Annotated in this window: 19 protein-coding genes; 7 read left to right on the top strand and 12 right to left on the bottom strand. The window is 40.1% G+C overall.

Going from position 1 to position 19,974, the window contains the following annotated elements; translation table 11 throughout:
- Positions 1–107 precede the first annotated feature (107 nt).
- The 6 genes from ftsA to gshB form a co-directional block, all read right to left on the bottom strand.
- Entirely contained in the window at positions 108–1,370 is a 1,263-nt protein-coding gene (gene ftsA, locus ACIF8R_RS07075; RefSeq protein ID WP_396479921.1) for a cell division protein FtsA, read from the bottom strand.
- 60 nt (positions 1,371–1,430) lie between these two features.
- Entirely contained in the window at positions 1,431–2,285 is an 855-nt protein-coding gene (locus tag ACIF8R_RS07070; RefSeq protein ID WP_002053744.1) for a cell division protein FtsQ/DivIB, read from the bottom strand.
- 2 nt (positions 2,286–2,287) lie between these two features.
- A complete protein-coding gene (locus ACIF8R_RS07065) occupies positions 2,288–3,214 on the bottom strand; it encodes a D-alanine--D-alanine ligase (protein WP_304393601.1) in 927 nt (308 codons plus the stop codon).
- A 37-nt stretch (positions 3,215–3,251) separates the two neighbouring features.
- Positions 3,252–4,700: a UDP-N-acetylmuramate--L-alanine ligase gene (murC, locus tag ACIF8R_RS07060; protein WP_033855553.1), complete on the bottom strand. Its 1,449-nt coding sequence runs from the start codon at positions 4,698–4,700 to the stop codon at positions 3,252–3,254.
- An 11-nt stretch (positions 4,701–4,711) separates the two neighbouring features.
- A complete protein-coding gene (gene murG, locus ACIF8R_RS07055; protein ID WP_274785705.1) occupies positions 4,712–5,809 on the bottom strand; it encodes an undecaprenyldiphospho-muramoylpentapeptide beta-N-acetylglucosaminyltransferase in 1,098 nt (365 codons plus the stop codon).
- A 237-nt stretch (positions 5,810–6,046) separates the two neighbouring features.
- Positions 6,047–6,991 carry a glutathione synthase gene (gene gshB / locus ACIF8R_RS07050; RefSeq protein WP_396479918.1) on the bottom strand — a complete coding sequence of 315 codons (945 nt, stop codon included), beginning with the start codon at positions 6,989–6,991 and terminating at the stop codon, positions 6,047–6,049.
- A gap of 160 nt (positions 6,992–7,151) precedes the next feature.
- On the opposite strand from gshB, the gene ACIF8R_RS07045 reads away from it, so the two are divergent.
- Complete coding sequence (locus ACIF8R_RS07045; RefSeq protein WP_077163725.1) at positions 7,152–7,364, top strand: DUF1737 domain-containing protein; 213 nt, start codon at positions 7,152–7,154, stop codon at positions 7,362–7,364.
- Positions 7,365–7,592: 228 nt separating this feature from the next.
- A complete protein-coding gene (locus ACIF8R_RS07040; protein ID WP_396479916.1) occupies positions 7,593–9,785 on the top strand; it encodes a TonB-dependent receptor in 2,193 nt (730 codons plus the stop codon).
- Between the two features lie 49 nt (positions 9,786–9,834).
- On the opposite strand, the gene pyrE is transcribed toward ACIF8R_RS07040, so the two are convergent.
- Entirely contained in the window at positions 9,835–10,485 is a 651-nt protein-coding gene (gene pyrE, locus ACIF8R_RS07035) for an orotate phosphoribosyltransferase (RefSeq protein ID WP_396479914.1), read from the bottom strand.
- A 38-nt stretch (positions 10,486–10,523) separates the two neighbouring features.
- Here pyrE and ACIF8R_RS07030 point away from each other — a divergent pair, with 38 nt between their 5' ends.
- Both ACIF8R_RS07030 and ACIF8R_RS07025 read left to right on the top strand, forming a co-directional pair.
- A complete protein-coding gene (locus ACIF8R_RS07030; protein ID WP_263614827.1) occupies positions 10,524–11,348 on the top strand; it encodes an exodeoxyribonuclease III in 825 nt (274 codons plus the stop codon).
- Positions 11,349–11,803: 455 nt separating this feature from the next.
- Entirely contained in the window at positions 11,804–12,154 is a 351-nt protein-coding gene (locus ACIF8R_RS07025; RefSeq protein WP_396479912.1) for an arsenate reductase, read from the top strand.
- 38 nt (positions 12,155–12,192) lie between these two features.
- Here ACIF8R_RS07025 and ACIF8R_RS07020 read toward each other — a convergent pair whose 3' ends face one another.
- On the bottom strand, positions 12,193–12,630 hold the full coding sequence (locus ACIF8R_RS07020) for a DUF2147 domain-containing protein (protein ID WP_002053814.1): 438 nt from the start codon (positions 12,628–12,630) through the stop codon (positions 12,193–12,195).
- A 149-nt stretch (positions 12,631–12,779) separates the two neighbouring features.
- Here ACIF8R_RS07020 and ACIF8R_RS07015 point away from each other — a divergent pair, with 149 nt between their 5' ends.
- Together ACIF8R_RS07015 and ACIF8R_RS07010 are read left to right on the top strand one after the other, a co-directional pair.
- Positions 12,780–13,691 carry an alpha/beta hydrolase gene (locus ACIF8R_RS07015; protein ID WP_396479910.1) on the top strand — a complete coding sequence of 304 codons (912 nt, stop codon included), beginning with the start codon at positions 12,780–12,782 and terminating at the stop codon, positions 13,689–13,691.
- Between the two features lie 176 nt (positions 13,692–13,867).
- On the top strand, positions 13,868–15,061 hold the full coding sequence (locus ACIF8R_RS07010; protein ID WP_396479908.1) for a diguanylate cyclase domain-containing protein: 1,194 nt from the start codon (positions 13,868–13,870) through the stop codon (positions 15,059–15,061).
- Here the strand turns inward: ACIF8R_RS07010 and dsbD are convergent, their stop codons facing one another.
- The 4 genes from dsbD to ACIF8R_RS06990 all read right to left on the bottom strand — a co-directional run bounded on the left by dsbD (position 15,062) and on the right by ACIF8R_RS06990 (position 18,726).
- Positions 15,062–16,873: a protein-disulfide reductase DsbD gene (gene dsbD / locus ACIF8R_RS07005; protein WP_396479906.1), complete on the bottom strand. Its 1,812-nt coding sequence runs from the start codon at positions 16,871–16,873 to the stop codon at positions 15,062–15,064.
- Between the two features lie 17 nt (positions 16,874–16,890).
- On the bottom strand, positions 16,891–17,658 hold the full coding sequence (locus ACIF8R_RS07000) for a transporter (RefSeq protein WP_263614833.1): 768 nt from the start codon (positions 17,656–17,658) through the stop codon (positions 16,891–16,893).
- 12 nt (positions 17,659–17,670) lie between these two features.
- A complete protein-coding gene (locus ACIF8R_RS06995; protein ID WP_263614834.1) occupies positions 17,671–18,216 on the bottom strand; it encodes an ankyrin repeat domain-containing protein in 546 nt (181 codons plus the stop codon).
- A gap of 159 nt (positions 18,217–18,375) precedes the next feature.
- A complete protein-coding gene (locus ACIF8R_RS06990; protein WP_263614835.1) occupies positions 18,376–18,726 on the bottom strand; it encodes an HPF/RaiA family ribosome-associated protein in 351 nt (116 codons plus the stop codon).
- A gap of 252 nt (positions 18,727–18,978) precedes the next feature.
- On the opposite strand from ACIF8R_RS06990, the gene puuE reads away from it, so the two are divergent.
- The gene (gene puuE, locus ACIF8R_RS06985; RefSeq protein ID WP_396479904.1) at positions 18,979–19,944 is read left to right on the top strand and encodes an allantoinase PuuE; all 966 of its coding nucleotides are present in this window, start codon (positions 18,979–18,981) and stop codon (positions 19,942–19,944) included.
- Positions 19,945–19,974: the final 30 nt, after the last annotated feature.

Here is a 19,974-nt window from a genome sequence, read left to right as displayed (position 1 = left end):
TTTTCAAAAATAACTAATTTTAAGAATGCTGTGCAATACAAACCTTGTCAAGTACAGTGGTTTTCTCTTACAACTTCCTAACAATTCTACCAATAAATCCATACATCCTAAAAAATGGCTTTAAGTTTGCTATTAAACGCATTCCAGCCATTCACCATTCGTTCCCATACCGAACGGTCATTTCCCTCTTCAGGTTCCTCAACAGCTTCTTGTAATTCGCTTTGGCTAAACATAAGCAAACCAGCTGCTGTCGCATACATTGATCGGCGTAATGCAGCTTGATGCTGATCATCAGCATACACCTGTAACGGTGGATTGCCTAAATGAGCAGATACACCTAACATACGACGCGCTAAACTCACCATACCTTCAATCTGGCAAGCATCACCTGTCAATACAACGCCATGATATAGACCATGGATTGCACCGCTTTGTTCGAGTTCTTCGCGAATCTGGCTGAAAATCTCTTCATAACGCGCAATAATAATTTCTGATAACTCAATACGACTAATCGTTTGAGGCCCATCAATGCCCTGTACCTGAATCATATGGTCAGGCTTAACAGCACTTAGATCAACACAGCCATGCAGAATTTTAATGCGTTCAGCTTCTTCAGTGGTTGTTTGCAACACAGCAGCAATGTCACGTGTCACATGCTCGCCACCACGCTGTAATGTACGCGCTAAAGCTAAACGACCATCTAAATAAACTGCTAAATTGGTAATGCCTGCGCCAATATCAACGAGACAAACACCATACTCTTTTTCATCTTTGAGCAAACTTGCTTCAGCGGTTGCCAAGCAAGAAACTACCATTTTTTCAACACCAATGTTCGCACCTTTCATGGCACGATCAAGGTTCTGCATAGTAGCAATTGGCATCATCATGAGTTGATAGTGACCAGTCATGCTATGAGCAGTCATATTAATTGGATTTTGAACCCATTCAGCAGAGTCACCTAACTCAAACCCAAGTGGGACCGCACTCGCTAAATAATAATCAGAGGTCACATGGCTTGCTTTTGCTAACTCCAATGCACGTACAACTTCATTAGTTGTAATCACATGTGCGGGGTTAGCAACAGGCGTGCGTCCAGAAGCATAGAAACTTTGCAGCTCGGTACTTGGAATAGATACCCACGCACTATGAATGCGACATTCAGCCATATTTTCCGCTTCAGAAACAGCATTCTTAATCGCAGCAATGACTTTATCGAGACTTACAATTTTTCCTTTGTTCATGCCTCGATTGCGAGCAGTTGCCATACCGATAACCTGAATGTTATCCGGCGCATGAATTTTTCCAATCAAAACTGAAACTTTATGCGTCCCAATGTCAATCGCAACAACTGAGGGAACAGCTTCACTCATCACTCATACCATTTCTTTGTTGTCTAATACCAGGCAAATTGCCTATTTTAAAGCCACGTATTATGGCTTTGCTTTTGCACCACCTGCAATGCTTGTGTCATCACTCGTTACAACAAACTGACCATTCACAATTTTAGGTGGGGTTGCATTCTTCCATTGAATAGATAATCCATTACGATATCGTAAATCAATGGCTGAGATTTTCGTCCACACAGGTTTTAGGTCAGATTGTGCCAAGTGACTTAAACGTTGCAATTTATTCATTGTTTGGTCTTGGTCAACAATAATTCGTAAACCAGAGTCAAACTGCATAAACCAAGTCATTCGCTCTGTTAGATATAACTCTTTTAAACGTAAATTAACAGGATGGAATAACTGATTAATTTCATTATAGCGTCGCATCATCATTTTAGACTGGCTTACCGGACCATGTAACAGCGGAAGCTCAGGATGAAGTCTCGGTTCTGCCTCACTAAATACGTCACCACCATCGCTTAATAAGCGACCTGTTCCCCAACGGGCGATCGCATGTCGAGGCATCACACGAACACGAATACCATTTGGCCAGGCACGAGATACCACAACTCGGTCTACCCATGAAATTTCTAATGCTTTATCACGAATCTGCTCTAAGTCAGAGGTGAAATAATTATCTTTTACAATCGGCTGCACATATCGCATCACTTGCTGATTCTCAACCGGAGTTGTTGAACCTACCACTTCAAGTTTTGCGACAGTTGCATCAGTAATAACTTTATATAGACCGTAAATTCCGGCTGCCAAGACTAAAAAGGCAATAACCAACAACACCCATCCGCCAGCATTGGCAAGCTTTTGCTTGCGCGTAGGCGGTTTTTCATGAATGGAGGTAATCGCCGCACGTTTACGGCGCATGGAAGCCGGAAGTTGTGCCATATTTAAGCCGTACCTTCCAATGTTTGCTCAAGAATTGCAACACACAATTCATCAAAACTATAACCCACAGCTTTAGCAGCTTTTGGCACAAGCGAGTGGCTGGTCATACCTGGTACGGTATTTACTTCTAAAAGCCAGAAGTTACCTTGCTCATCCTGCATTGCATCAATACGGCCCCAACCTTCTGCACCTACGGCTTGGAAAGCACGTAAACATAAGGCTTGTAGGTTTTTCTCTTCGGTTTCGCTAAGACCGCAAGGAATGCCATACTCGACATCATTACGTTGATATTTTGCTTCATAGTCATAGAAAGCAACATCTGCTGGTGGCTGCAAACGAATAACAGGTAAAGGCTGACCATTTAAGAATGAAATCGTAAATTCGCGACCCGTAATCCATTTTTCTGCCATCACTACAGCATCGTGCTGAGTTGCTTTTTCAATTGCTGCCGCAAAATCTTCAGCTTTCTCAACCTTACTCATGCCTACACTTGAACCTTCATGTACAGGCTTGATAATGACAGGTAAACCTAATTCAGCAATAACTGAATCTAGGTCAGTTTCTTTAGTAATAATGCGATACGGTGCCGTTGGTAAGTCACTGCCTTGCCAAATTTGCTTGGTTTTGACCTTGTCCATACCAATTGCAGAACCTTGCACACCTGTTCCTGTATAAGGAATGTTTAACCACTCAAGTGCGCCTTGGATTTGACCGTCTTCACCACCACGACCATGCAAAACAATGAATGCGCGGTCGTAGTTTACAAGTTCAGTGACGCTACGGTCTTGCGGATCAAATGCCTCAGCCTGAACACCTGAACGTAACAAAGCGTCCAGAACTGCCTGACCACTATCTAAAGACACAGCACGCTCAGCCGATTTTCCACCAAGTAACACAGCAACTTTGCCGAATTTTGTAGCATTTGACACGTTTAAATCCTTAACCCGATAATTCAATACTTTTTGTTTATTTCACATACAAATGATGCTGTGCAAGTTCTACCGAAATTGCTCCCACGTTACCTGCACCTTGCGTTAATAACAAGTCATTTGGTTGTAACACATTTTGCATGATGTTTTGCAAATTACCGTCAACCGGATCAATCAAAATCGGCTCCACCTGACCGCGCAAACGGATACTACGCGCCAAAGTACGGCTATCTGCGCCAACAATTGGTTTTTCCCCAGCCGGATAAACTTCTAGTAATAATAATTGGTCGACTTGAGATAAAACTTCAATAAAGTCATCAAAACAATCACGAGTACGAGAGTAACGGTGTGGTTGGAAAAGCATCACTAAACGACGATCAGGGTGACTCTGACGAGCAGCTTTAATTGTAGCTTCCACTTCTTTCGGATGATGTCCATAGTCATCGACTAATTTCACATTACCTTCACCAAGCTCAAATTCACCTTGTACTTGGAAGCGACGTCCAACACCACTAAAACCTTTTAATGCACGGCTAATTGCTTCGTCTGAAACGCCTTCATCGGTAGCAACACCAATTGCAGCCAAAGCATTTAAAACGTTATGTAAACCAGGCTGATTAATCGTTAGACGTAACGGTTCACGGCCTTTACGTAACACTGTAAAGTGCGAACGCATGCCATCTTGCTCTACATCAATCGCACGAATGTCATTATCTTCGTTAAAACCATATGTAATAACCGGACGGCCTACACGCGGCAAAATCTCACGAACGTTTGCATCATCACCACAAACTACCGCTAAACCATAGAACGGTAAGTTATGTAGGAATTGTACAAAGGTATCTTTTAATTTATCAAAACTACCTTCATAAGTGTCCATATGGTCAGCATCGATATTGGTTACAATCGCTGCCATTGGCTGCAGATAAAGGAATGAGGCATCTGATTCGTCAGCTTCTGCAACAATAAAACGACTTTCACCAAGCGCTGCATTTACACCAGTACTGTTAAGCAAACCACCAATCACATAAGTTGGGTCAAGGTTTTCTTCAGCCAACATCGTGGTTAACAAACTCGTTGTTGTGGTTTTGCCATGTGTACCTGCTACCGCAATACCATGACGGTAACGCATAAGCTCACCGAGCATTTCTGCACGACGTACAATCGGAGTACGTTGTTCAATCGCTGCTTTAATTTCCGGATTTTCCGGATCAATTGCAGTTGAAACCACAAGCACATTGGCATTTTTAATATTTTCTGCTTCGTGTCCGATATAGACCTTAATGCCATTTTCTTCTAATTGTTGTGTAGTTTTAGAAGCTTTAATATCTGAACCGGAAATTTTATATCCTTGGTTAGCTAACACCTCAGCAATACCACACATACCTGCTCCGCCAATACCCACAAAATGAATGTGTTTGATACGGCGCATTTCAGGCACTTTAATCAATTTTTTTGCTTGGTTTGCAGCTGTTATTGGAGACATAGTAAATCCGATTACATTTTTTGAATAAGATCAACCACATGCTGAGTTGCATTTGGTTGGGCATGTTGACGCGCTTTCACTGCCATTTCTGTAAGTAATGGGCGGTTCATCAACGTGGTAAACAATTGATTTAAAACTTCTGGTGTCATGGTCGATTGCTGGCAAATTTTTGCAGCGCCGACATCGGCCAGAAATTTAGCATTTGCAGTTTGGTGGTCATCTACCGCAATTGGAAGCGGTACAAAAACTGCTGCAACACCAGCTGTTGCTACTTCTGTCACAGTTAAAGCACCAGCACGGCAAATAATCAGGTCTGCTTCGCTATACGCCTTTGCCATATCTTCAATAAAAGGCAAAACCTGTACAGTTAAATTTGCTGGCACATCTGCATACAAAGCTTGAGTCGCCTCAACTTGTTGCTGACCACACTGATGGAAAATATTCAGTGGAACTTGAAGTTGTTTTAATGCTGGAGGTAAGCGTTCATTGAGTGCTTTTGCACCTAAAGAACCGCCTACAATTAAAATATTTAAAGGTTTACCCGCTTGCTCACGCTCATCGTAACGCCACTTTGGGCTTAAGATATCAGTGATCTCGCGACGTACCGGATTTCCAGTCGTTACCACTTTTTCGCTAGCAGGAAAAGTATTTGGAAATGCTTCACAAACCACTTTAGCCACGCGTGATAACTGTGCATTGGTAAAACCAGCAACCGCGTTTTGCTCATGAATGAGAACAGGAATACCTAATAAGCGCGCCGCCAAGCCACCAGGGCCTGCAACATAGCCACCAAAGCCAGCTACCGCATCAACTTTAAGCTGTTTCATATAGCGCATTGCGCTAAAAGTTGCTTTTAAAATTTTAAAAGGTGCAGCGAGTTTACGGATGACTCCATTTCCGCGCACACCTTGAATATCAATTTGATAAATTGGAATATTTTGATCTTTTAATAACCGATTTTCCATACCTGTTGGCGTGGCTAACCATGAAACCTGACAACCTTGTTGTTGAAGTTGTTTGGCTACGGCGAGGGCTGGAAAAACATGTCCACCAGTACCGGCAGCCATCATCATGACATGTTTAGGTTTGCTTTGCTGTGAATCTGTCACGGTCTAATTCTTCAACTCAAAAAACAATGGAAATTGTCATCTATTTTTGTAGCCGTTTATTTTAATCCTAAAGCTTCATTAACGAAAAGCGAATTTCACTCGTTTATAACAGAAAGATGTGCTTTTTTGAAAATATGCCTACAAAGCGCTAGCGTATTTCATATTGTGGTTTTATTAATTCATATATTTTTAGGTGATTTCCCAATATTCGCTTAGGAAATCACCCAAAGTAGATTATTAAGCAGGACGACCAGCTTCTAATACGTCAAATAGATCATCGGCAATTGAAGTACCAAATTGAGCATCAATTTCACGAATACAGGTTGGGCTAGTGACATTAATTTCAGTGACATAATTACCAATTACATCAAGTCCAACAAATACCAAACCTTTTTCACGCAAGAAAGGCCCAATTTTCGCTGCAATCTGCTTATCATTTTCAGTAAGCGGACGTGCTTGACCTAAGCCACCAGCTGCCAAATTCCCGCGCACTTCACCATTTTGTGGAATACGAGCAAGACAGTAAGGAACAGGCTCACCATTTACCATTAGAATGCGTTTATCCCCTTCTACAATTTCAGGAATATAACGCTGAGCCATAATTGGACGAGTGCCTAATTCTGTCAGCATTTCTAAGGTAGAACCAATATTTACACCATCTTGGTATAAACGGAAAATACCCATCCCGCCCATGCCATCAAGTGGCTTAACAATCACATCGCCATGTTCTTTAATAAATTCACGAATCAAGCTCTGCTGTGATGTCACAAGTGTAGGCACTTGTAGCTCTGGAAACTGCGTTGCAAACAGTTTTTCATTGCAATCGCGCAGTGATTGAGGCTTATTAATAATCCATGAACCTTCGCGCTCAGCTTGCTCAAGCACGTAAGTCGTGTAGACAAAATTCATGTCAAATGGCGGGTCTTTACGCATGAGCACAACATCATAAGCCGCAATAGACTCTTTTTCCTTTTCACCTAGCTCATAGTAATGGCTGTAATCTTCAAAGACCTCTAAAGGAGAGATTAAACCGTAAGCTTTACCTTGATCGATATATAAATCTTGCTGTAATGCATAACCCAATTCATGTCCACGACGGCTCGCCGCCCACAACATTGCCATGGTTGAATCCTTTTTAAGGTTTACGGTTTCAATCGGATCCATGACGACAAGTACACGCATGCTCAAGCTCTTCTTAAAATTTAAATTAACATGAGTATAGCTGAGATTTTTCACTGGTTTTTCTTAATTTCAGTAAAACCTTATCTGTTATTTCTTGATCTGGAATTTAAGTAAATTCAGTTAAACTATGACCATAAAACACTATTTTTAAAGGCTAAACATGAAACTTTATCGCTATTTAACTGGCCCCGATGACTCAGCCTTTTGTGCACGAGTGACTAAAGCACTCAATCACGGCTGGGAATTATATGAAGCGCCAACCATGACCTTTAACGGTACTCAAGTGATTGTGGGGCAAGCCATTTGCAAAACAATTGATGAAAATTATGATCCAGAAATGGATATTTTAGATGTTCTCAAAAATAATGCGTGATTTTAGAGGGGCATTTTTATCAATAAAAAGCCCCCTCTAAAACCTAATTAACAAGAAAAACTAATGAGTCAACCCAACAAGTCCTTTAATTTTCTAATTAACTTCTTAAAAATCAGTTAATAAAAAATAAATATGCCATTTTTTAAGTTAATAGTTCTTTTATTCTAAACAATTAAATGATTATAATTATCATTTATACTTTTATTTTTGTTAATTGATTTTATTTTTATGTTAAGAATTTCTATATCATCTCCCCAAATTAAGGGTTCATTCCCGCTCAGCTTACTCAGTTTAATGATTTTAAATATTCAAGGTGCTAACGCCGAGGAATTGATTGACTCCTCATCAAAAGCTGCAGCCACCATGCCAACCATAAAAATCGAGGCCATGAGTGAGCTCGACCCGATTAAAAGCTATATCGATTATGACAAGGCCAATGTCACTCGTAATGGTTTAGATAAAAAAGATATCCCTCAAACCGTTGATACCATTGATGTTCAGAAATATAAAATTTATGGATCGAATGACTTAAGCGTCATGCTGCAAGGTACACCAGGAGTATCAACCAGTTACGATATGCGCGGCGATGGGATCACGATTCGTGGTTTTGGTGCCGACACAGGCGATATTTACCGTGATGGCATACGTGAAAGCGGACAAGTACGCCGCAGTACAGCCAATATCGAACGTATAGAAATTTTAAAAGGCCCCGCTTCGGTTTTATATGGCCGTAGTGCTGGCGGCGGGGTTGTGAATATGGTGAGTAAATTCGCCAATTTTGACTCTAAAAGTTCAGTTGGCGCATATGCGGGTTCATACGATAACTACGGAACAACCGCTGACATCAACCAAGTACTTAATGACAATTTAGCAGTGCGTTTGACTGGAGAATATGGCGAGGCAGGCAGCTTCCGCTCTGGTATTGAAAATAAGATTGAGATGTTTTCCCCAAGCTTTACTTATAAGAATGACGATGGAAAGCTGACCTGGACCACACAATATACCTATGACAAATTAGGTCGTGTGCCTGATCGTGGGCCAACGCGTGACAATCTACCTGCAGGTACATCTATCAAAACAGGATTTGCCCAAGATGGCGATTATGTTGATGATATTTTGCAAGTGGTCCGCACCGATGTAAATTATGAATATGCACCTGACTGGAACTTCCACTGGGCAGCGAGTTACCGTCAAGCAGAACAGAACTTTGATCATTTTTATTTTGGAACTTATTGTGGGTTAGATGGCAAAGATTTAAAAGGTAAAGTATGCACCACTAAAAAAGGCTATATCAATCAAATTTACTACTGGCAACAAACTAGCAATAAGACCACGACCAATACCTTTGATATTAAGGGCAAATTCAAAACAGGCTCGCTTGAGCACCAAATTATGGTCGGTACAGACTGGACTTATGAACAACGAGAACCGCGCCTAGCCAATAAGACTCAAAATGGTTCAGCCATTTATGGTTATGTTAATCCGCTCACTGGTGAACGTGAATATAGCCGAGGTAATGGCCCTCTTTTAATTAGCCAACATAACTATAATGAAGGCACAACTTACGGCGTATTTGCTCAGGATTTAATCGGTCTAAATGACCAACTCAAACTGATGATGGGTGTCCGCTACGATTACTTCGATTTTTCAACCACCAACAAGTTAACCAATGAACATCGTAATGTAAAAGATGGCAGCTTTAGCCCAAACGTTGGTTTGGTATGGCAACCCGTTCCAGAGCATAGCTTTTATACGTCTTACTCTAAAAGCTTCGCACCGTTTGGTGGACAAATGGGTGTCAACCAAGTTACTGGAAGTACCGATGTCGCGAAAATGGATAAAGAGCCTCAATATAACGAGCAATATGAAGTTGGGGTAAAAAGTGAATGGTTCGATAATCGTTTAAATACTCAATTTTCTGTCTTTGATATTCGTAAAAATAATATTCGCTATAAACCGAACCCTGACAGTGAACCAGAGGTATGGGCAACTGCTGGTCAACATCAATCTCGTGGTCTCGAATTTAGTTTTATTGGCCGTGTACTTGATAATGTCTTTGTTCGCGGTGGGTATGGCTATACCGATGCCAAAGTTAAAGAAGACAATCAAAATCCTGAGCGAGAAGGCAATTATTTAGCCAACACTTCTAAAAATACGGGTAATTTATTTGTTCGCTATTTACCAACCGAGCAGTGGTATACCGAAGTGGGCGTGACCTATGTGGGTTCTTATTATCCAAATATTAATAATCAAGTAAAAATGGAAGGCTTCAATCGTGTCGATGCAGCAATTGGCTACAGTGCCGACCCTTGGAATGTCACACTTGCGGTAAATAACCTAACCAATAAAGAGTACTGGCGTTCGGACAGCATGCCAGGCACACCACGTAATGTGTTATTGCGTTTGAATTATCAGTTTTAAGTAAATATTAAAAAGGCATACCCTATTTTAGAGGTATGCCTTTTTGTTTTTAGATACCGTATTTTTCACGGTAAGCTTGCATGTTTGCTAACGCTTCTTTTTCGCCTTTTGCTTCTAAGTAATCCATTAAGTCCTTCATAGTAATAAGAGCATGCACAGGTATTTCTAATTCTTTTTGAACTTCTTGAATTGCTGAAAGTTCACCTTGACCACGTTCTTGACGATCTAGCGCAACCAAAACACCCGCAATAGTTGCACCGGCATTTTTCAAAATCGTTACCACTTCGCGAATCGCTGTACCTGCGGTAATCACGTCATCAATAATCCAGACTTTTTTACCTTCAACCGCAGCACCAACTAAAACACCACCTTCACCATGATCTTTCGCTTCTTTACGGTTAAAGCCCCATGGCACACTCTTATTATGTGTTTGCGACAAAGCAACAGCAGTCGCTGCTACAAAAGGGATACCCTTGTACGCTGGTCCAAAAATCACATCAACATTTTCACAATGTGTTAATTTATCGGCATAGCCTTGTGCTAAAAGAGATAAAGCTTCACCATCGTTGAGTAGGCCTGCATTAAAAAAATAAGGACTCACGCGTCCAGATTTTAAAGTAAACTCACCAAATTTAAGCACACCGCGTGATAATGCGAGTTCGATAAATGCTTGCGGGTTAAATGACACAGGCGTTGTCATGAGGTGCTCCAAATTCACAATTGAGGTTAAATTTTCGCATGATACCAAAGGATCAGTATCCAAGTGATGTAAAAATTCTTCGAGTCGTTTCCATTAACGTAAATGGCTTACGTTCTTCAGTAACGAAAGGCTTACTTGAATGGTTAGAACAATCCGATGCCGATGTCGTATGCATGCAGGAAAGCCGCATTACCCATGAACAATGGACTGAAAAGTTTAGACCCGAGGGATGGCATACCCATCTTTTTCCAGCAGAGCGTGCAGGTTACGCAGGTACTGCAATTTATAGCCGCTTACCCTTTGTCTCTATTAAAGATGGTTTAGGGTTCGAGTTGGCCGATAGCCAGGGCCGCTTCATTTCTGCCGAATTCGATTTGGGTTTGTCACATCCCGTACATATTGCATCATTATACTTACCTTCGGGCTCAAGTGGTGAAGAAGCGCAGGCACGTAAGGATTTATTTTTAGGTGAATACGCCAAAATCTTAAAACAATGGCGTGATGAGAATAAGTCCATCATTATTTGTGGCGATTACAATATCGTTCATAAACGAATTGATATTAAAAACTGGTCGGGCAACCAAAAGTCGTCTGGCTGTTTACCGCATGAACGTGCATGGCTTGACCATATTTATGATGAACTTGGCTATGTAGATACCTTCCGTGTGGTAAGAACAGAAGCGGAATTATATTCATGGTGGTCAAATCGCGGCCAAGCGCGTGCGAAAAATGTAGGTTGGCGTATTGACTACCAAGCCTGTTCACCAGACTGGAAAGCACGCACAGCAAACGCATGGGTCTTTAAAGATCAATGGTTTAGTGACCATGCCCCGGTGATTATCGACTATAAAATTCAAGAGTAAGTGAACAAGTGTTCACTTACATTGTCGTTTTTGCTTACAACACATGTCGTTTTTGAGTATTTTTCTTACACACGTTTAACGGCATTATAGCCCCACGGCACAGGGAAGCAGTCAGGATGACGCAAAAGGATAGGACGCCGTAGGAAGATAAAATAAACTTAGATTAAGTTTATTTGCAAGGATGTGACAATGGACGTTGAAATGAGACCCGCATGATCAGGATGATTAAATGCGGGTTTTCTCTTTTCTATCTCTTATTTTTTGCGCTAAGTCTTTTAGTTTTCTAGATTCTTCTTATTGAGTTCATTATTACCTTGTCTTATGACAATAACATGACATTCTTTATTGTTTTAATCATTATTTTTCATTTGTTTTAAAAGTATCGGTATAAAGTAGTGCTCAAATGCATTTTGGGTTAGGCTGTGTGTTCTTTCTTTTTGACATGGTCCGATAAAATGTTAAAAATTTATGGTATTAAAAACTGTAATTCAATGAAAAAAGCATTTGATGCCTTACAAGCAAAAGGTTTGAGTTACGAATTTCACGATTATAAAAAACAAGGGATTGATGCCGACACCCTAAAAATCTGGTTAAAAGAAATTGGACAAGATACTGTTCTCAACAAGAAAGGCACCACGTGGAGAAAGCTATCTGAAGATGAACAGACTCGTACATTAAGCAGTGAAGATCATCTTATTGAAGCACTTATTGCTCAACCAAGCTTAATTAAACGACCAGTTCTACAGACCTATAAAGGTTTTCTGGTAGGTTTTGATGAAACTGCTTATCAAAACTTAAATGCATAAAAAAACGAGCCAAATGGCTCGTTTTTTTATTTAAACTTTTAGTTCGCACGAATCCAAGTTTGGTTGCGACCCAATGCTGAAACACCAATATAGCCACGCAATTTAAGCTTTTTGCCGCCCTCAGCCAACTCACCTTTTAATTTGTAAGTTTTGCCAGATTTCGGGTCTAAAATTGTACCGTTTTCATAACTGGTACCACCTACATTTTTTAGATTATGTACAATGGTCACACCTTTAAGCGGTTTGTTTTTATACGGACCTTCACATTTTGTACAAGAGTTTTCTTCACCTGGTGTCAAAATGCTTTGAATGGTTGCAGTTAAGGTTCCATCCTTCTGTTCCGTAAACTTTACTACGGCTTTGGGCTTATTGGTTTGGTCATCAATCGTTTTCCATACCGTTCCGTTTAGTGGGTCAGCCGCATTGGCAAATGCAGCCATACCAACAAGTCCTAAAGCTAAAGCAATCTTTTTCATTTTTGTAATATCCTTGGGTCTTTCAAGACTTCAGTATTCAAAACTCGCAACGATATTGCAATTTTTGAATGTGACTGTTTCGTGTAACCTTGTAACCTTGAAAAATAAAATTTATAGGGAAACAAGTTATTAACATAAGCGGATACTATATGAATATACCAAGCGTTTTAAAATATTATTTAACAGAAACATTTCTTAAAACAGCAATTCGCAAGCCAAGTCAGTTGAATTTACCTCCAACTGCCCTGCGTCCTATGCTTGAACAACTTTGCCGAGCATTTCCAAAACAAAAAAATGTAACTGTTCGTCCGATCCGACTTGCGGGTGTCAAAGGTGAAGAGATTAAAGCTCAGGATTCAGCAACCCAGCTTATTTTTCACATTCACGGCGGCGCTTTTTTTCTGGGTAGTGTCAAAACACATCATGCATTCATGACGGATTTAGCAGCCCGTACTCAAATGCAAATTATTCATGTGGACTATCCGCTTGCTCCCGAGCATCCATATCCTGAAGCAATCGAAGCATTATATGACGTATATCAATCGTTATTAGTTCAGGGTATCCAACCCAAAGATATTATTTTATCGGGTGATTCATGTGGGGCCAATTTAGCTTTGGCACTTTGCTTACGCTTAAAAGAACAACCTGAACTCATGCCAAGCGGTCTGATTTTATTGTCACCTTTTCTAGATTTAACTCTAACCAGCGAATCTTTAAGATTTAACCAAAAACATGATGCCCTACTTTCTCTTGAAGCCCTCCAAATTGGTATTCAACATTATATTGGCAATCATATTGCGGCAGACGACCCACGTGTTTCGCCTATTTTTGATAACTTAGAAGGTTTACCGCCAACATTAGTTCAGGTCGGTTCAAAAGAAATTTTATTAGACGATGCAAAACGCTTTAGAGAAAAAGCTGAAGGAGCAGGTGTCAAAGTACATTTTAAGCTTTACACAGGTATGTGGCATAACTTTCAAATGTTTAATGCGTGGTTCGATGAAGCAAAACATGCGATGGCCGATATTGCTGAATTTGCTCATGAACTTGATAAAACTTAATTAAAATAAATGAAGTGATGAGTGTGAAATACTTCTCACTTCATATTAGTTATAAAAACCTTAATCTTAAGGTTTAATGAATAAATCATGATATGTTTAGGTTATGAATCATTCCAACTCTCCCACTTTAGGATGATCTAAAAAAGACATCTCTATTTAGGAGTTCCTTTATTATTATGAAAATTCGTTTAATCACTCATCCTATAAATAAAATAAAACAGGTGGTTCTCGAATTCATCCATAACAACCATATTATTAACTGGACGCCTTTACAAAAAAGCGCACTGATGCTTGTACTCGCCTGTGCAATGAATTTCAGTTGGATTTTATGGAAAGGCTATATTTTAATAACGCCCAGTATTTGGCAATGGGCAAACTTGCCTTTAGTCGAGTCGCAGCTCTGGCTGAATTTATTGACTTTATTTTTATTAGCATTACTGATTATTCCGTGTTATCGCTACAAAGACCAAGACTGGGCACAAAGAATTATTCCTCTTATTAGCGTACAAGTCTTTATGCTCATGCTGTGCCATGATGGATATTTAATTGGTAGTATCAGCCCTGCCACAATGGTCGGTTATGTCGGCACCATTGGTGTAGGTTTGGTTCTATTTGAAAGAAAAATTGTTTATAGCGCTTTTATACCAGCAACAATTATTTTAGCCGTATGTACTTATTTAAGTATGAATGGCGTTATACCCTACGCTCCACTATTTAACTTCACGGCAATCCGACATGCTCAAACCAATCCTTTTTGGTTAGGGAGTATGCTGTTTTTTATTATGCCGATTTTAGTCGCCTGTTTTATTTTATTTGAAATATTGCTGACCCAATGGCGCCAACGAGAAACTTATATTCAACGTTTAAGCCAAATCGACCCCTTAACCAATGTATTAAATAGACGTAGTTTAAATACCCATCTTGAAGCACTTCACGAACAACAATTCGATTATGCTTTAGTACTTCTCGACATAGACCATTTTAAAAAAATTAATGATGTATATGGGCATCATCAAGGTGATCAGGTCCTGATTAAAATTGCCCAATGTTTGTCTGAGAACTTACGTAATGAAGACATTATTGGTCGATTTGGTGGAGAGGAATTTATTTTAGTACTTCCGCATACTGATATTATTCAAGCGGAAAAAATTGCAGAGCGTTGCCGACTTACCTTACAAGAGTTATCTATTTTCAACAATCAAAATATTCAGATTCATGTAAGTGCAAGCTTTGGAATTAGCTGTTCCGCTTTTGCAAACGATCCATACCTTGTCATTCGGCAGGCAGATGAAGCGCTTTATGCGGTAAAAGCTTCAGGACGCAATCAAGTACGCACTTTTCACCAATTACCACATATAGAGTCAATTTAACTATTTAGCCTTCGATAAACTTGCAAGCTGTTGCAACAGCTCTTGCTGACTAAATGCACCTGTTAAACGCAAAGAACGAATTTCTTGTTGATGCTCATTTAAAAACAGATAAGTCGGTGGCCCAAGAATATTCCACTGCTTGAGTAGAGCCTCATGTGACTGATCATAATGACTCAAATCAAGCTTAATGAGATAGTACGGCGTAAGAGCTGACTGAACTTCTGGTGCTTTTAAAATACGATGCTCAATAGGCTGGCAAGCCACACACCAATCTGCATAGACATCAACCACAATAGCCCGATCAGTAGGGGCTGCTGCTAAAATTTTTTGAAAGTCCGCTGCTGTTGTCGCAACATGCCATTCAGCCATGTGCTCGGAACTTTGCAAACTGCGATTTTGTATGTGTTGATACTGATTATAGGCAACAAACGGAGTAACCAGTAAAAGTAGTAGTGCATAGAGCCACTGTAACTGTCCTTTTTTCCAAAAGAACTGATAAAGTGCGTAGGCAATAAAAGCCAGCCCTAGCAATAAACTAAGCACTTGCATGCCCCAATCTGGCAATAAAGGGCGAATAAAATAAAGACTTAATCCCAACATCAGAAAAGCAAAAATCACTTTAATCTGATGCATCCAGTCGCCTGCTTTAGGTAAAAATCTTGCACCTAAAACACTAGCGATGAGTAAAGGAATTCCCATTCCAAAGCCTAGACAAAATAAAAGCAAAGCACCTTGCCATTGGTTTTGAGTTTGAGAAATAAATAATAAAGTTCCAGCCAAAGGTGCGGTCATACATGGACCAACCAAGAGCGCAGAAACCACGCCCATAACACCCGCACCAACCAAAGTACCGCCTTGTTGCATAGACTGAATACGATCAAGTCGATTTAACCATGTTTGCGGTAAACGAAGCTCAAACAATCCAAACAGGTTCAATGCAAAAACTACAAACAGTAAACTAAACGCGATAAGCGTAGCAGGCTGTTGTAGCCAACGTTGGAAATTTAGCCCTGCTGAAGAAGCGATTAAACCTAGACCCGCATAAACCAATGCCATACTACATACAAAGGTAAGCGCAATCGTCCACGCTTTTAAGCCTTTATGCTCTCGAATAATTAATGAAGTTAAAATCGGCAGCATTGGTAAAGAGCATGGCGTGAATGCGAGCAGCATGCCTAAACCTAAAAATAATAAAACACCATACCAAAGCGAGTGTTCAATGAGTTTCGCCGACCAGATCTGATCTTCTGCAATTTGTGGAGTAGTCGCGTCTGTTTTAGTTTCTGAACTTGTTTGATTAGTTAAAGTTTCTTGAGACGCTGCTTGTGTATTTGCCAAATCTAATAAGCGTTTCGGCGCTGTTCCTGCTTGGTTTTGCACACCAACCAGACCATCTGCATCGGTTTGAAACTCAATGGTTTGGGGCGGATAACAAATACGGTCTTTGGCACAGCCCTGCCAAGTTACAGTATAGTGCTCTGAAGGCTTGGTCTTAATTTGAAAATTGACTTGATGATAATAAACCTGACTTTGCCCGTAGTTTTCATCATATTGAGAAACGGCTTTAGGTAAATTTAAAGCTAAAGGTTGAGTACCCTGTTGTACGGTAAATTTATGCTGATACAAATAATAATTCGGCTGAATCTGCCACGATAATTTCGCAGTATGCGATTGTGGCGACTCAACCGAAAATGAAAAAGCCTGTTCTGGTGAAAGTAGCTTATCTTCTGCAAAAACAAACTGGCTCAATACAAAACTAGCGGCTGCTAGAAAATAAATAATTCCCTGAGAAATAAGCTTTTTCATTAACATCAATCAAGTTGGTTTTATCAGAATAAGAATGCCATACCCAAGCCACCATGGTAGCCTTTATCTTGACCCTCTAAATCGACACCTACACTTGCATCAAGTTGAGTACGTTTATTAACTGCATACACTAAGCCTGTACCTAAACCATATTGGTAGTCTTGGCTTTCAGCTTTACGGTAAACAAATTCAGAATAGCCAGAAAGTTTGCCGGCAATTTTATAATTAATTGTTGGAATGGCAGTTACAGCCCAGTTGCTGTTTTGCACTTCGTAACGCATCGTAATTGCGGTATTAATCAAATCATCATACTGGTACGCTACTGCTGAGCTTAAGCTATAAATGTCGTCATGTGCGGTAAACTCATCATTACCCGTTGCAATGAGCGCTTGAGCCAACACAGCCATTGTTAAATTTTCATCATTTAAATCAATCGCTTTTTTTAAGCCGATGCTTACATCACCTAAACCAGAAGTATCTGTTTTTTTACCAGCACGTTTGGTTTGAGTCCAACCCGGACCTTGCCAGCCTAATTGTAATTCTAAGTCTTTAGCTAAACCTGTACGGAATAACATATCGCCATGTACAGTTACGGTTTTTTCTTTCACGCCATCAACAGTTGATTCTGTATAAGTCGCACTTGGTAAACCTTGTTCCCAAGCTAACTGCCCCACTGGAGTGATACCTGTTCCAAAGCCTGAACCTGGACGGTCAAACGAGAACTCTGCGGCAAAAGTACTTCCTGCAGCAACAGTGGTCAGAGCAAAAGTTAAAATTTGAAATGTTCTCATTCTATATTCCAATCAAGTAGTTAGTTCTTTTGACATTTTTGCTCCATGATGGCGCAATAACTCTAGTGTTTCACGCTCTTCTTGAAGCGCTTCTGACCAATCTATTTCATCAAAATCACAATCAAAGAACAACTGACTGATTGAAGATAAAATGGTGAGTCCTTCTTCATCACGTGTGTTTGGATCAACTTTTTCATCAAGTAAACGTTGAACCGCTGGTGCGCATGCCGAACTTGCTGCATCCCATAGTGGGCCATAAAATTCTTCTGCATCCCAAAGATGAACATTTGCCTTAGCCTGAATTAAGGCTTCAAGGATATCGAGATAAACTTGTAATGATTGTTGCTTTTCTTCTTTTGATAAGGGAGTACCAGCTTCATAAGCTTCTGAGACGTCTTCCCACCATTTAAAAATTCCATCACAAATAATTGATACGGGTGGCCCTTGTTCCGGATCAATGAAATTCGGATCAAGCCCCTCAGCAAGTAATTTTTGTACTTGCGTAAGTTCTAATTCTTCTATGGCTTTAATTAAAGCCTGCTGCTGGGTGGTTAACATGACCATCTCTCAAAAATATATTAGCGCTATTATGCCTAATCTCTGATGAAGATTTTAGAGGTCAATGCTATTGCATTGCAAACCAAAAGTTGTGAAGAGTTTTTATCCGTCTTTTTATGCTACATAAAAAAAAGCCCCGAAGGGCTTTTTAGCATTTTTTTAAGCTTCATCATCAATGAGTTCTGGTTGACCACCTCTCGGGTGCTCTTTTTTCTCAAAGGTATGTTCAAGACTACGTTTTAATTTTTCAATCGCGCCATGAATTGAGGCATCAATATTTCCTGCTTTATGGTGCACTGCAACTGGTTTCAAGCCAGCAGGACGTGCTTCGATCATACAGTGGATATCTTTATCGCCACCTTTGTCCCCATTTTCATCACTAAAATGAACCGAGAAATGCGTAATACGTTCGCTATGACGTTGGAATTCTTGAGTAAGTTCTGCACGTACATAAGTAATTAAACGTTCACTATTATGGATGTTTTTATCTGTGCGGATTTCAATATTCATAAATACCATCCTCTCTTTCTTACTGTGGATCTTTTCTATGCAAAACTTTTTTATGTTGGCATGTTTTAAGCATGCATGAACTGACTTCAATTGTACATTTTGATGGTGTAATGGTTTGTTATCTCCTGACTTAAACGTACTGCTTTTAATTTATTTTGAAGATCTTCATACCTTCAATATCAGTCCATCTATAAAAATATGCAAGCTGATTTTTTAAATTTTTATGAAAAATTGAACAAAAGGAGAGCAATTGTGACCGAATCTTATCTATATGGAGCAGAACTCATTGAGCAGATTCAGAAGTCTCCTTATCCACGTGATTTAATCGGTTATCACGGTCAGCCTCCACAGGTGAAATGGCCTAACAATGCTAAGGTTGCCGTGCAATTTGTGCTGAATTATGAAGAAGGTGGCGAAAAGCATATTGAGCATGGCGATGAGGGTTCGGAGCAGTTTTTATCGGAGATTATTGGAGCTGTAAGCTATCCAGCCAAGCATATGTCGATGGACTCTATGTACGAATATGGTTCACGTGCTGGTTTTTGGCGCATCCATAGTGAGTTCCAACGGCGCAAGCTCCCAATGACTATTTTCGGCGTTGCTATGGCGCTGGCTCGCAACCCATATATTGTCGAAGCGATTAAGCAAGCTGATTATGATGTGGTTTCTCATGGCTACCGATGGCTTCACTATCAAGACACCGACATTGAAGTCGAAAAACAGCACATGAAACAAGCCTTATCAGTTTTAGAAAACTTGTTTGAAAATAAAACCATAGGTTGGTACACCGGGCGCGATAGTCCCAATACCCGTCAGTTACTCGCAGAGTTCCCACAAATACAATATGACTCAGATTATTATGGCGATGACCTGCCTTTTTGGACAACGCTGACCAATGCGGCTGGTGCATCACGTCCTCACTTGATTATTCCTTATACGCTCGAATGCAACGATATGAAATTCTGTTCACCGGGTGGATTTAATAGTTCAGAACAGTTTTTTCAATATTTAAAAGATAGTTTTGATGTGTTGTATGCAGAAGGTGAAACTGCACCAAAAATGATGTCGATTGGAATGCACTGCCGTATTTTAGGGCGTCCGGGTCGTTTTAAAGCCTTACAAAGATTCCTCGACTATATTGAAATGCATGATCGGGTCTGGGTATGTCGTCGTCAGGATATTGCCGAACATTGGTATAAAAATCACATAACTCGATAGTTGGTTATTAATTTTGCAAATTCATTAGCG

This window comes from Acinetobacter sp. ABJ_C4_1 (genome assembly GCF_044538495.1).
GTDB classification, from domain to species: Bacteria; Pseudomonadota; Gammaproteobacteria; order Pseudomonadales; family Moraxellaceae; genus Acinetobacter; species Acinetobacter nosocomialis_A.
The sequence above is the reverse complement of the archived record's forward strand: the minus strand, read 5'-3'. Positions and strand labels throughout refer to the sequence as shown.

Excerpts from the sequence above, each read along its gene's own strand:
- ftsA (WP_396479921.1), bottom strand. The coding sequence starts at position 1,370 with ATGAGTGAAGCTGTTCCCTCAGTTGTTGCGATTGACATTGGGACGCAT.
- murC (WP_033855553.1), bottom strand. The coding sequence starts at position 4,700 with ATGTCTCCAATAACAGCTGCAAACCAAGCAAAAAAATTGATTAAAGTG.
- ACIF8R_RS06990 (WP_263614835.1), bottom strand. The coding sequence starts at position 18,726 with ATGAATATTGAAATCCGCACAGATAAAAACATCCATAATAGTGAACGT.
- ACIF8R_RS07070 (WP_002053744.1), bottom strand. The coding sequence starts at position 2,285 with ATGGCACAACTTCCGGCTTCCATGCGCCGTAAACGTGCGGCGATTACC.
- pyrE (WP_396479914.1), bottom strand. The coding sequence starts at position 10,485 with ATGACAACGCCTGTGTCATTTAACCCGCAAGCATTTATCGAACTCGCA.
- ACIF8R_RS07020 (WP_002053814.1), bottom strand. The coding sequence starts at position 12,630 with ATGAAAAAGATTGCTTTAGCTTTAGGACTTGTTGGTATGGCTGCATTT.
- gshB (WP_396479918.1), bottom strand. The coding sequence starts at position 6,991 with ATGCGTGTACTTGTCGTCATGGATCCGATTGAAACCGTAAACCTTAAA.
- ACIF8R_RS07045 (WP_077163725.1), top strand. The coding sequence starts at position 7,152 with ATGAAACTTTATCGCTATTTAACTGGCCCCGATGACTCAGCCTTTTGT.
- ACIF8R_RS06995 (WP_263614834.1), bottom strand. The coding sequence starts at position 18,216 with ATGTTAACCACCCAGCAGCAGGCTTTAATTAAAGCCATAGAAGAATTA.
- ACIF8R_RS07010 (WP_396479908.1), top strand. The coding sequence starts at position 13,868 with ATGAAAATTCGTTTAATCACTCATCCTATAAATAAAATAAAACAGGTG.
- ACIF8R_RS07030 (WP_263614827.1), top strand. The coding sequence starts at position 10,524 with ATGATACCAAAGGATCAGTATCCAAGTGATGTAAAAATTCTTCGAGTC.
- ACIF8R_RS07000 (WP_263614833.1), bottom strand. The coding sequence starts at position 17,658 with ATGAGAACATTTCAAATTTTAACTTTTGCTCTGACCACTGTTGCTGCA.
- ACIF8R_RS07025 (WP_396479912.1), top strand. The coding sequence starts at position 11,804 with ATGTTAAAAATTTATGGTATTAAAAACTGTAATTCAATGAAAAAAGCA.
- ACIF8R_RS07015 (WP_396479910.1), top strand. The coding sequence starts at position 12,780 with ATGAATATACCAAGCGTTTTAAAATATTATTTAACAGAAACATTTCTT.
- dsbD (WP_396479906.1), bottom strand. The coding sequence starts at position 16,873 with ATGTTAATGAAAAAGCTTATTTCTCAGGGAATTATTTATTTTCTAGCA.
- ACIF8R_RS07040 (WP_396479916.1), top strand. The coding sequence starts at position 7,593 with ATGTTAAGAATTTCTATATCATCTCCCCAAATTAAGGGTTCATTCCCG.